Origin of the sequence: Rhizobium bangladeshense (assembly GCF_017357245.1) — a bacterium.
GTDB lineage: Bacteria > Pseudomonadota > Alphaproteobacteria > Rhizobiales > Rhizobiaceae > Rhizobium > Rhizobium bangladeshense.
In genome coordinates this window covers 314,367-326,232 of the sequence record NZ_CP071612.1, presented here as the reverse complement: position 1 = coordinate 326,232, position 11,866 = coordinate 314,367, and the positions used below count along the sequence as shown (strand labels likewise).

At 62.4% G+C, this 11,866-nt stretch carries 12 protein-coding genes and 1 pseudogene; 6 read left to right on the top strand and 7 right to left on the bottom strand.

Annotated elements, in window-relative coordinates; translation table 11 throughout:
• Positions 1–4: 4 nt before the first annotated feature.
• Positions 5–469, bottom strand: coding sequence for an Lrp/AsnC family transcriptional regulator (locus J2J98_RS01620; protein WP_207602182.1), 465 nt, complete (start codon positions 467–469; stop codon positions 5–7).
• A gap of 111 nt (positions 470–580) precedes the next feature.
• On the opposite strand from J2J98_RS01620, the pseudogene J2J98_RS01615 reads away from it, so the two are divergent.
• Positions 581–1,479, top strand: a pseudogene (locus J2J98_RS01615) (DMT family transporter).
• A 48-nt stretch (positions 1,480–1,527) separates the two neighbouring features.
• Here J2J98_RS01615 and J2J98_RS01610 read toward each other — a convergent pair.
• Positions 1,528–2,046 (bottom strand): Dps family protein, encoded by a 519-nt coding sequence (locus J2J98_RS01610; protein WP_207602181.1) that lies wholly within the window; start codon positions 2,044–2,046, stop codon positions 1,528–1,530.
• 215 nt (positions 2,047–2,261) lie between these two features.
• On the opposite strand from J2J98_RS01610, the gene J2J98_RS01605 reads away from it, so the two are divergent.
• The 3 genes from J2J98_RS01605 (at position 2,262) to J2J98_RS01595 (ending at position 4,662) form a co-directional block, all read left to right on the top strand.
• Complete coding sequence (locus J2J98_RS01605) at positions 2,262–2,879, top strand: LysE family translocator (RefSeq protein WP_207602180.1); 618 nt, start codon at positions 2,262–2,264, stop codon at positions 2,877–2,879.
• Between the two features lie 142 nt (positions 2,880–3,021).
• Positions 3,022–3,984: a cysteine synthase A gene (gene cysK / locus J2J98_RS01600; protein ID WP_207602179.1), complete on the top strand. Its 963-nt coding sequence runs from the start codon at positions 3,022–3,024 to the stop codon at positions 3,982–3,984.
• Positions 3,985–4,200: 216 nt separating this feature from the next.
• A complete protein-coding gene (locus tag J2J98_RS01595; protein ID WP_246569385.1) occupies positions 4,201–4,662 on the top strand; it encodes a hypothetical protein in 462 nt (153 codons plus the stop codon).
• A gap of 218 nt (positions 4,663–4,880) precedes the next feature.
• On the opposite strand, the gene J2J98_RS01590 is transcribed toward J2J98_RS01595, so the two are convergent.
• The 5 genes from J2J98_RS01590 to rsmI all read right to left on the bottom strand — a co-directional run bounded on the left by J2J98_RS01590 (position 4,881) and on the right by rsmI (position 9,497).
• A complete protein-coding gene (locus tag J2J98_RS01590; protein ID WP_207602178.1) occupies positions 4,881–6,413 on the bottom strand; it encodes a YifB family Mg chelatase-like AAA ATPase in 1,533 nt (510 codons plus the stop codon).
• A gap of 155 nt (positions 6,414–6,568) precedes the next feature.
• Entirely contained in the window at positions 6,569–7,516 is a 948-nt protein-coding gene (gene gshB, locus J2J98_RS01585) for a glutathione synthase (RefSeq protein WP_207602177.1), read from the bottom strand.
• An 88-nt stretch (positions 7,517–7,604) separates the two neighbouring features.
• On the bottom strand, positions 7,605–8,108 hold the full coding sequence (locus J2J98_RS01580) for a cupin domain-containing protein (protein WP_064707717.1): 504 nt from the start codon (positions 8,106–8,108) through the stop codon (positions 7,605–7,607).
• 113 nt (positions 8,109–8,221) lie between these two features.
• Positions 8,222–8,590, bottom strand: a complete 369-nt coding sequence (locus J2J98_RS01575; protein ID WP_207602176.1) for a YraN family protein — start codon at positions 8,588–8,590, stop codon at positions 8,222–8,224.
• Positions 8,580–9,497, bottom strand: a complete 918-nt coding sequence (gene rsmI / locus J2J98_RS01570; protein WP_207602175.1) for a 16S rRNA (cytidine(1402)-2'-O)-methyltransferase — start codon at positions 9,495–9,497, stop codon at positions 8,580–8,582. The genes J2J98_RS01575 and rsmI overlap by 11 nt, the downstream gene beginning before the upstream one ends.
• A 259-nt stretch (positions 9,498–9,756) precedes the next feature.
• On the opposite strand from rsmI, the gene dnaN reads away from it, so the two are divergent.
• Both dnaN and J2J98_RS01560 read left to right on the top strand, forming a co-directional pair.
• Entirely contained in the window at positions 9,757–10,875 is a 1,119-nt protein-coding gene (dnaN, locus tag J2J98_RS01565) for a DNA polymerase III subunit beta (RefSeq protein ID WP_064707714.1), read from the top strand.
• 55 nt (positions 10,876–10,930) lie between these two features.
• Positions 10,931–11,836: a DUF72 domain-containing protein gene (locus J2J98_RS01560; RefSeq protein WP_207602174.1), complete on the top strand. Its 906-nt coding sequence runs from the start codon at positions 10,931–10,933 to the stop codon at positions 11,834–11,836.
• Positions 11,837–11,866 lie beyond the last annotated feature (30 nt).

Below are 11,866 nucleotides of genomic sequence, written 5' to 3'. Positions count from 1 at the left end.
GCCGCTATATTTTCCGCGAAAGCGGCGGCAGGCGGCGTTTGACAGGCGAGGCTTTGATCATCGCAGTGTTGGTTTCCGCGCGCTCGGCGACCCTGTCGAGGAGACCGTCGAGCTCTGCCATCGATCGGATGACCAGGCGGGCGATGAAGCAATCCTCGCCGGTCACCTTGTCACATTCGACGATTTCGGGAATCTCCTGGATGAGCCGCTCGACGATGTGCAGCTGTCCCGGCAGCGGCCGCACACGCACGATCGCCTGCAGGGGATAACCGACGGCGGCAGGGTCGAGATCGATGGTGAAGGCCTTGATGACGCCGCGCTCCTCCAGCCGCCGCAGGCGCTCGGCGGCACTCGGCGAGGACAGCCCCACCTGCTGCGCCAGCTCCTTAAGCGAGATCCGGGCGTTGCCGGCCAGCGCTTCCAGAATGGCCTGATCGATATCATCGAGCGATTGCACATCATTAGCCACAGCGATTTATTTCCCTATGATGATTAGGCGATTAAGCCAGTTTTCCTTTCTATCTCTATATAAAACCTTCGGCCGCCGCAATATTCTCATCTCATAGAAACGGAGGCGATCATGAGCGGCGACATCAAAAGAGGTTCAGTGGAAATGACGGCAGCGATGCTGATCTCGGGAACGATCGGCTGGTTCGTCGTCATGTCGGGTCAACCGGTCAGCGGCGTCGTCTTCTGGCGCTGCCTGTTCGGAGCGATGACGCTGCTCGTCATCTGCGGCGCCCTCGGGCTGCTGCGGCCCGGCATCATCACGCTGCGCGCCTTCGGCATCGCCGTCTTCGGCGGCGTCGCCATCGTCGTCAACTGGCTGCTGCTCTTCGCCTCCTATTCGCATGCGACGATCTCGATCGCCACGACCGTCTACAATACCCAGCCCTTCATGCTGCTGGTGCTCGCGCGCTGTTCCTCGGCGAGAAGATCACCGCCGCCAAGCTGTTCTGGCTGGCACTGGCCTTTGCCGGCATGGCGGCCATCGTCGAAGCGAAGCCGCAGACGGGCGGGACATCGGACAGTTATGGGCTCGGCATTCTGATGGCCCTCGGCGCCGCCTTCTTCTACGCGCTGGCGGCGCTTGCCGCGAAATGGCTGAAGGGCACGCCGCCGCACCTGATCGCGCTGATGCAGGTCGCAACCGGCATGCTGATGCTGGCGCCGATGACTGAGTTTTCGCAGCTGCCCGGCGATGCCGGCGGCTGGGCGATCCTCGTTTCGATCGGCGTCGTCCATACCGGGCTGATGTATGTGCTGCTCTACAGTGCGATCCAGCGGCTGCCGACCCACCTCACGGGCGCGCTTTCCTTCCTCTATCCGATCGCCGCGATCCTCGTCGACCGGCTGGCATTCGGCCACGCGCTGCAGCCGATGCAAATTGCCGGCGCGGCGATTATCCTGCTTGCCGCCGCCGGCATGAATCTCGGCTGGATGCCGCGGTTGCTGCGGCCGAGGGCGCTCGAGAGTTGAGAGCTGAGCATCCCCCGACAGGGCGAGCCGCCCGGGATAATGCCGAGATTATTTCTGGCCGCGCGTCGTTTCGAACAGGAACCAGGTGCGGCGCTCGGCCTCGTCGATCCAGTTCTCGATCAGGCTGGCGGTCGCGACATCATTATGTTCGTCGCAGAGGTCATGCACCTCGCGCAGCAGTGATACGAGCTGGGCATTGTCCTCGCGCAGTTCCGACAACATGTCCTCGGGGGTGACGAAATCCGCGTCGTTATCAGCAATGCGCTGTTGGCGAGCGATCTGGCCGATCGATCGCAGAGTCGTGCCGCCGATCTTGCGGACACGCTCGGCAATGTCGTCGGTCATGCTGAAGATCTGCGCTGCCTGCTCGTCGAGCAGCAGATGATAGTCGCGAAAATGCGGGCCGGACATATGCCAGTGGAAATTCTTGGTCTTGAGATAGAGCGCGAAGACATCGGATAGCAGCGCGGTCAGCGCCGCCGAAATATCGGTAATGGCGTTGGTCGACAGACCGGACGGCGTCTTGAGCGGCGAAAGCCTGCGGGATTCGGCTGAGGTAAGGGACATTCATTTTCTCCTTCGTGATGAAACCTGTTGGTGACCGCCGGGGAGCCTCGGCGGCGCGTGCTTGCGAAGAGGAAATTAACAAGGCCCGACCGCTTGCCAAGTAGACCCTTGTTCAGCAGACCTATTCTTAATGCTTATGGACAGATCAGCGCCAAAGCATTGATGAAGCCACGTCGCGTGCTTATAGGAATGTGACACACCCCTTGGATTTGACGATGAGCCTTGCCGCCTTGCTCGCCTATGCCGGAGCGCTTTTCATCGCCGCGGTCATTCCCGGGCCCGGCATCACTGCGATCGTCGCCCGCGCGCTAGGGTCGAATTTCCGCGAGACCTTCTTCATGGGTCTCGGCCTGGTGCTCGGCGACATGGCCTATCTCACCGCGGTCATTCTCGGTCTCACCTTCGTCGCCCAGACCTTCACCGAAGTATTCATCGCCATCAAGATCGCCGGCGCCCTCTATCTCGGCTACATCGCCTGGAAACTCTGGACGGCGGGACTGCTGCCGCAGGATATTACCGCGCAGCGATCCGGCAATATCGGCCTGTCCTTCCTTTCAGGCCTGCTGGTGACGCTCGGCAACCCGAAGACAATGCTCTTTTATGTGGCGCTCGCGCCGACGCTGATCGATATCGGCAATATCACGCTACGCGACTATGCGCTTCTGCTCGCAGTCACCTTCGTGGTGCTGATCGCCGTGCTCGTGCCATATATGCTGCTTGCCTCGCGCGCCCGCACGATGCTGAAACAGCCGCGCGCCCTGCAGGCGCTGAACCGAGTTGCAGCCGGAATCCTTGCAGGCACGGCAGCCTTTATCGCCACGCGGGCAGCGTGAAATAAACATCCGTCAAGGAACGGTCTTCAAAGCATATTTTCTCTCCGGCGCCCCGCCCGGGACGAACGCGCTCTGGTCTCATTCCGTCTTTGACCCTATTCTCCTCTCCGATTTCAGGGACCGAGTCCAAAGGGAGAGAACCATGTCGCACAAACCCGGCCGCGGCCGCATCTATTCCTCGATCACCGAGACCATCGGCGACACGCCGCTGGTGCGCTTCGACAAGCTGGCGCGGGAAAAGGGCGTGGCGGCAAACCTGATCGGCAAGCTGGAATTCTTCAATCCGATCGCCTCCGTCAAGGACCGTATCGGTGTGGCAATGGTCGAAAGCCTGGAATCGCAGGGCAAGATCACACCCGGCAAGACGGTGCTGATCGAGCCGACCTCCGGCAATACCGGCATCGCGCTCGCCTTTGCCGCCGCCGCCAAGGGATACCGGCTGATCCTCACCATGCCGGAGACGATGTCGGTCGAACGCCGCAAGATGCTGGCGCTACTCGGCGCCGAGCTGGTGCTGACGGAAGGGTCGAAGGGCATGAAGGGCGCCATCGCCAAAGCGGAGGAGCTGGCCGCCTCCCTTCCCGACGCCGTCATTCCGCAGCAGTTCGAAAATCCGGCCAACCCCGAGATCCACCGCAAGACGACCGCCGAGGAAATCTGGAACGACACCGAGGGGACGGTCGACATCGTCATCTCGGGCATCGGCACCGGCGGCACCATCACCGGCGTCGGCCAAGTGCTGAAGAGCCACAAGCCCGACATCAAGATCATCGCCGTCGAACCCGCCGATTCGCCGGTGCTCTCAGGCGGCAATCCCGGCCCGCACAAAATCCAGGGCATCGGCGCCGGCTTTGCCCCAAAAATCCTCGATACCGGCATCTATGACGAGGTCGTCACCGTCACCAATGACGAGGCCTTCGAACATGCCCGCCTCATCGCCCGGCTCGAAGGCGTGCCGGTCGGCATCTCCTCGGGGGCGGCGCTGACGGCCGCCATCAAGGTTGGCAGCCGGCCGGGAAATGCGGGCAAGAACATCGTCATCATCATTCCGTCCTTTGCGGAGCGCTATCTCTCGACGGCGCTGTTTGAGGGGCTGGGGAGCTGAGGTAGGGCTTTATCTAACGGTTTCCCATTCATAATCCTCGCGGGAATATTGGGGCGCTGCGGCGCCCCTTGCTCTTGCTGATGTGATCCGCTGGGGTGGAACGCAAAATTGGATAAAACTTGGGGGCAAAGTCACGATCTATACTGTTAAGTTGGGATTTGCGTTCGATCTTATCGGATCGAAGAAAGCTAAGTGCACTGTTGTGGGAAGGAAAGAATGCTGAACGCGCAGGCGCGATTATTATGTACAGCAGTTTTGGTTCTATCGGCTATTGGTCTGCGGCAGACTGCGGCAATGGCGCCGTGTCCCAGCCAGAAAGAACTGCTTGCGAAGGCGGAGGTCGTCGTGGAGGCAAGGGTCAGATCACTCTCCATCAGCCCTTCTGGTTTGATAACGACCGACAACGATTTCCCAGGGCAGTTGGTAAGAGCAGAGTTGGAGATCAAGAAGGTCGTCAAAGGAAAGTTCCCTGCAAAAGAGGCCATAGCGTACGGCATTCCATTTCCTCCTGGGCCGTTCACTGAGTTGACTACCATGGCGCTACTCTACGGTTACGAAGGCCACGACACGTTCGAGTGGGAACTTTCGCAGGCCGACATGGACCATGGTATGGGGTGGTTCAGGATCAATGACTGCATCTATTACAAATTCCCCGAGTTAGCCGTCGATCCCCGCTGACGACGGTGACCCGCCCCTGCATTACGCAGAGCTAGCCGCAGACGTTCGTCCCATCGAATTCGGTCTAGACCGAAACTTGTCGTTGATTGAAGGCATGGCTTGTTCCCGATGTCGCGTGAGCAGGGCATTGCTGTCATACGCTTTATCACCGCGCACCGCCGTGCCCACCTGAGCCACGAGAAGAGCAGGACTTCAGCGCGCCGGCGGCCCCCATCTGGTTACGCCGCCGCCGTCAACCTCTCACCAGCGATGCGATAGGAGATCGCTTCGGCAAGATGCAAGCGCCCAACCGTCGGCTTGCCGTCGAGATCGGCAAGCGTGCGGGCGACCTTGAGGACGCGGTGGTAGCCGCGGGCGGAGAATTTCATCTTATCGGCGGCATCGCGCAGCAGCTGCAGTCCGCTCGCATCGGGTTCGGCGAGTTTTTCGATCATCGCGGTGGAGCAGCGGGCATTGGTGCCGATATCCCTGGCGCCGGCGCGCTCGAAGCGCTCCTGCTGGAGCTCGCGGGCGCGGGCGACGCGGCGGGCGACGTCGGCGCTCGCCTCGGCCGCCATCGGGCGGATGAGGTCGGCGGCGGAGACGGCGGGCACGTCGATGCGGATATCGATGCGGTCCATCAGCGGCCCGGAGATCCGGGCCTGGTAATCGCTCATGCAGCGCGGGCCGCGGGCGCAGGTATGGCCTGGCTCGCCGGCCATGCCGCAGCGGCAGGGGTTCATCGCCGCGATCAGCTGGAATTTCGCCGGATAGGAGACGCGGTGGTTGGCCCGCGCAATGACGCATTCGCCGCCTTCAAGCGGCTGGCGCAGCGCATCGAGCGCCTGCGGCGTGAACTCCGGGAATTCATCGAGGAAAAGCACGCCGTGATGGGCAAGCGAGGCTTCGCCAGGGCGGGCGCGCAGACCGCCGCCGACGAGGGCGGCCATGGTGGCGGAATGATGCGGCGTGCGGAAGGGCCGGCGGTCGGAAAGCTTGCCGCCGGTGAGCTGGCCGGCGATCGAATGAACCATCGAGACTTCAAGCAGTTCGGCGGGCGAAAGCGGCGGCAGGATCGACGGAAGCCGCGACGCCAGCATCGACTTCCCCGAGCCGGGAGGCCCGACCATCAGGAGGTTATGGCCGCCGGCGGCCGCCACCTCGAGCGCGCGCTTGGCGCTTTCCTGACCCTTGATCTCGGCAAGATCCGGCAGGTTGGCGGTATTGGCGCGGATCGACGGCTCGGGCCGGGAGAGCACCTGCGTACCGCGGAAATGATTGGCAAGGGCAATCAGGCTGCGTGGTGCGAGAATATCGACGTCAGCGCCCGCCCAGGCCGCCTCTGCGCCGCTTTCGGCCGGGCAGATCAGCCCTTTGCCCAGTGCATTGGCGCCGATGGCGGCCGGCAGCGCGCCGGCGATCGCGGCGATCGTGCCATCGAGATTGAGTTCGCCGACGACGACATAATCCGACAGTGCGTCGGCCGGAATGGCGCCGAGGGCCGCCATCAAAGCGAGCGCGATCGGCAGATCGAAATGCGAGCCTTCCTTCGGCAGATCGGCCGGGGCCAGATTGACGGTCACTCGCTTGCCGGGCAGCGCCAGGCCGGAGGCGTGAAGCGCGGCCTGCACGCGCTCGCGGCTTTCGGCCACCGCCTTGTCGGGCAGACCGACGATCTGCATGCCGACCTTGCCGGGCGCGATCATGACCTGGACCTCGACCGGCACGCCCTCGATGCCCTGGAATGCTACCGTACTGACACGCGCGACCATATGCTCACCCTTGTCCCGCAAACTCTTAGAGACCGCCCCTGTGGCCATTGAAAGCCAGCGGTTGCAATCTGGCATGGAAACCGGAATAAAACAAGAACGATAAAAGAACGCAGGCGGATATCAGCGGTGATCGCGGTTGTACCCGGATCGCAGCCTCAGGTGCGCTTGCGCTCGATCGCATCCCAGAGCAGGCTTGCTATGTCGGCGCCGCCGAACTTTCTGACTTCGCGGATGCCTGTCGGCGAAGTGACGTTGATCTCGGTCATGTAATCGCCGATCACGTCGATGCCGACGAGCAGGAAGCCGCGTTCGCGCAGAGCGGGACCAATACGCTTGCAGATCTCTTTTTCGCGCGGCGTCAGTTCGGTCGCCTCGGCCCGGCCGCCGACATGCATGTTGGAGCGGCTGTCATGCTCGGCCGGCACGCGGTTGATCGCGCCGGCGAATTTGCCGTCGACCAGGATGATGCGTTTGTCGCCCTTGCGCACGTCGGGCAGATATTGCTGGGCGATGAACGGCTCGCGGAAGAGCTGGCCGAACATCTCCAGCAGCGAGGAGAGGTTGCGGTCGTCACGGGTCGAATGGAAGACGCCGGCGCCGCCATTGCCATAGAGCGGCTTCAGGATGATGTCGCCCATTTCGTCGCGGAAGCGGCGGATTTCGGCCGGATCCTTGGTGATCAGCGTCTTCGGCATCAGATCGGCAAATTCGGTGACGAAGATCTTCTCCGGCGAATTGCGCACCCAGGCCGGATCGTTGACGACGAGTGTCTTCGGGTGGATGCGCTCGAGCAGGTGCGTCGAGGTGATATAGGCCATGTCGAAGGGCGGATCCTGGCGCAGCAGTACGACATCCATGGTCGAGAGATCGACGCGCTCGGACGCGCCGAGCTCGAAGTGATCGCCCTTGACGTCGCGCAGCAGCATCGGCTCGACGCTGGCAAAGAGCTTGCCGTCGCGGAAGCTCAGGCGGTCGGGTGTATAGTGGAAAAGCCTGTAGCCGCGCGCCTGCGCTTCCAGGCTCATGGCGAAGGTGGAGTCACCTGCGATATTGATGCCGGCGACATGATCCATCTGGACCGCTACATTGGTGATCTTGGCCATTTCCGTCCCTCGCTGAATGCCGGACAGATGTAGGTCGGCCGGGCATCAAACGCAACGGCCAATCAAGGGCGGCAAAGGCCGGCGATCGTCAGGCGGCGATCCCCTGGTTGCCGCCATTGCGCAGCAGGTTGCGCAAGCGATAGGCGATCGCCAAGGGCTTGGGGAACGGCTTGCGCAGGAAAGCTACCTTGCGGACGTAATTGTCGACGCGCCAGCTGGCCCAGGTCCCACCCGCGAAAAAGGCGACGTCGCCGGTGCGCAGGGTCCGTTCGGTGCCGTCTTCGGCGGTGATATGGACCTCGCCTTCGAGGATCATCACGGTCTCGTCCCAGCCGAAATACCAGCGGAATTCGCCTGCCGTGCAGTCCCAGATCGCCGTTAGCGACGCCTCGTCATGACCCCGCGAATGTTCTGCGGTGCGTGCTTGCGGATTGCCGCTGACAATCCAGTCCGGGTTGATCGGCGTCGATTTGAGCGGCAGCAAGTCGCTCGCATGGGCAATGAAGGATTTACCGGCCGGCTTCGCCACGGCATAAGGCACGGAGCGCGCAGCCATGGCGACCGCACTTGCAAACATCAGCTTCCAGGCCATGAAACAACCCCAATTGTTACCCCTACGCAGATTGCGATAGCAGAGAGTCGTAAGAAGCTGGTTCAAGCCGAAGCTAAAGTTTTAACGATCCGAAACCGCTGAACCGAGAGACGCTAAAACGCATCCGGAAAGTGGCGCGGCAGCCGGCCTGGCATGACCGCGACGATATCGTAGCGCTGGGAAAGGCGGGCCTGATCGGCCTGGCGGGCGAGCCAGAGATCGCTTGCCGCCCGTATCCGCTTCTGGGAGGCGACGGAGACGGCGTCGATCGCCGCAGTCTCGCGATGGCGGGCTTTGACCTCGACAAAGATGGCGAGATCGCCCTTGCGGGCGACTATATCGATCTCGCCGAGCCGGGTTCTGTGGCGCAGTGCCAGAATGCGGTAACCCTTCAGCATCAGGAAGACGGCGGCGACATATTCCGACATGCGGCCCCGTCGCAGCGCTTTCCTTTTAATGTCGGTGAGGTTTTTATCGCCCATTGCCGCCCTTCATCTCCAGCAGGCGCTGGTAGAGAACCTTGCGTGGCAGGCCGGTGAGACGCGCCGCCTCGGTCGCGGCCTTCGCCGTCGGCATCGACATCGACAGATCGGCAAGCACGGCCTCGACATCGGCTTCCGGTGTTTCCACAGGCTGCGGCGGACTGACGACGAGAACGATCTCGCCCTTGACGTTTTCCACCTGCTGATAATGGGCGGCAAGTTCGGCCAGCGTGCCGCGGCGGAATTCCTCATAAGTCTTGGTGAGCTCGCGGCAGACGGAAGCCGGCCTTGCCGGGCCGAGCACATCGGCGGCAGCCAGCAGCGTCGCGCCGATGCGATGGGGCGATTCAAAGAAGATAAGCGTCGCGGGGGCTGCGGCAAATTCACCGAGACGGTCACGGCGGGCCTTGTCCTTGGCCGGAAGAAAGCCGGCGAAGAGGAAGGCGTCGTTCGGCAAGCCGGAGCCGACAAGGGCTGCGAGCGGCGCCGAGGCTCCCGGGATGGGGATGACGCGGTAACCGGCGGCAATCGCCTGCTGGGCCAGCCGGTAGCCGGGGTCGGAGACGAGCGGCGTGCCGGCATCGGACACCAGCGCCACCGAGCGGCCGGCCTCCAGCGCCTGGATGAGCCGCGGGCCGGCTTCGTCGGCGTTGTGCTCGTGATAGGCGAAAGGCCGGTTCTGGATGCCGTAACGATCGAGCAGCACGCGGGTGACGCGCGTATCCTCGCAGGCGAGCACGTCGGCGCCGGCCAGCGTTTCCAAGGCACGCAGCGTGATGTCGCCGAGATTGCCGATCGGGGTGGCGACGAGATAGAGCCCCGGCTCCAGCGGTCGCGCCGGCACCGTCATACTGTGCAGGCGGAAACTCCGCCTCGCGGCGGCATCCGCTGTGGTTTGCTCGTTCATGCCGTTTGCTTTCGTCCCGCCGTCATCAATCCTCTATGGGGACCTTTATGGGCGAGCCGCACCGCTTCGGCAAGGCTTCGGATTTCTGTGAGGATTGCTCCGGAAAACCGCAAATGCAGGCGCGCGGCCATCCATGCCTCTTGCAAAGCGATGCTGAAGTCTGCCATTTTGCCCCTCCACTCCCCCGGTCCACGGTCGGGAAAGCATTCTCGGGTGCTCGATGCGCCCGGACAGTCACGGTCGAAAGCGGTAGCATCCCATGCGTATTACTATTGAGCGGTCAAACCTGTTGAAATCGCTGAACCACGTCCACCGCGTGGTCGAACGTCGCAACACGATCCCGATCCTGTCCAACGTATTGCTCAAGGCCGACGGCCAGAACCTCGACATGAAGGCGACCGACCTCGACCTCGAAATCACCGAGGCGACGCCTGCCAGCGTCGAACAGGCCGGCGCCACCACTGTTCCGGCCCATCTTCTCTACGACATCGTGCGCAAGCTGCCCGACGGTTCGGAAGTGCTGCTGGCCACCAGCACCGACGGCGGCTCGATGACCGTGCAGTCCGGCCGCTCCAAATTCTCGCTGCAGTGCCTGCCGGAATCCGATTTCCCGGATCTGACCGCCGGCACCTTCACGCATAGCTTCAAGCTGAAGGCGTCCGATCTGAAGATGCTGATCGACCGCACCCAGTTCGCGATCTCGACGGAAGAGACGCGTTATTATCTGAACGGCATCTTCTTCCACACGATCGAGAGCAACGGCGAGCTGAAGCTTCGGGCGGTCGCGACAGACGGCCACCGGCTGGCCCGCGCCGATGTCGACGCGCCGTCCGGCTCCGAGGGCATGCCCGGCATCATCATTCCGCGCAAGACGGTCGGCGAACTGCAGAAGCTGGTCGACAATCCGGAAGCGATCGTCACCGTCGAGGTTTCCGACGCCAAGATCCGCATGACGATCGGCTCGATCGTTCTGACCTCGAAGCTGATCGACGGCACATTCCCGGATTACCAGCGCGTCATCCCCACAAGCAACGACAAGGAAATGCGCGTCGACTGCACAAGCTTCGCCCAGGCTGTCGACCGCGTCTCGACGATCTCCTCCGAGCGCGGCCGCGCCGTGAAGCTCGCGCTGTCCGACGGACAGCTGATGCTGACCGTCAATAATCCCGATTCCGGCAGCGCCACCGAAGAAGTCGCCGTCGGCTACGATACGGATGCGATGGAAATCGGCTTCAACGCCAAATATCTGCTCGACATCACCGCACAGCTTTCCGGCGAGGAAGCGATCTTCCTCCTGGCCGACGCCGGTTCGCCGACACTGATCCGCGACACCGCCGGCGACGACGCGCTCTACGTGCTGATGCCGATGCGCGTCTGACGGGAACGAAGGCGACCGCTTTCGGTTTTCCTCCTGTCGAACAGGAGGATTCCAGATGAAGAAGACGGGAGCGGTGCGCATCGGCATTTCAGGCTGGACTTATGCGCCCTGGCGCGGACAATTCGATCCGGAAGGCCTTCCGCAGAAGCAGGAGCTTTCCTACGCCGCCCGTCATTTCCGTTCGATCGAGATCAACGGCACCTTCTACGGATTGCAGAAGCCCGAAAGCTTCGGCCGCTGGCGGGACGAAACGCCTGACGATTTCGTCTTTGCGGTCAAGGGGCCGCGCTTCCTCACCCATGTCAGGCGACTGAAGGAGATCGAGGCGCCGCTCGCCAATTTCTTCGCCTCCGGCCTGCTCAGGCTCGGTCCCAAGCTTGGGCCGATCCTCTGGCAGTTCCCGCCTAACATGGCCTTCGATCCCGATCGTTTCGAAAACTTCCTGTCGCTGCTGCCGCAGGATCACGACGCTGCGATAGCGCTTTCGAAGCGACATGACGAGCGCCTCAAACAGGCCTGGCTCGAAAGCGACGGACACCAGCCGATCCGCCATGCCCTAGAAATCCGCCACGACAGCTTTTGCTCAGCCGAGTTCATCCAGATGCTCCGGCGGCACAAGGCAGCGCTCGTCTGCGCCGATACGGTGAAATGGCCGCTGCTGATGGATATCACCGCCGACTTCATCTATTGCCGCCTGCATGGATCCGAGCAGCTCTATGTGAGCGGCTATGAAGACGAAGCGCTGGATAAATGGGCGGAACGCATCCGCGCCTGGACAAGCGGTGGAGAACCTGGCGATGCGACGCGCGTTCTGGAGCCTCTGCCGGCGCGTGCGAAAGGCCGCGACGTCTATCTCTATTTCGACAATACCGACAAGAAGCTGCGCGCGCCTGTCGATGCGGGGCACCTGGCCGAAAGGCTTGCCGATCTCATGCCTCGTTCCCATCGAAAAGCGGCATGAGTTGTTGATGCCGATGTCCTTGTTGCGAAA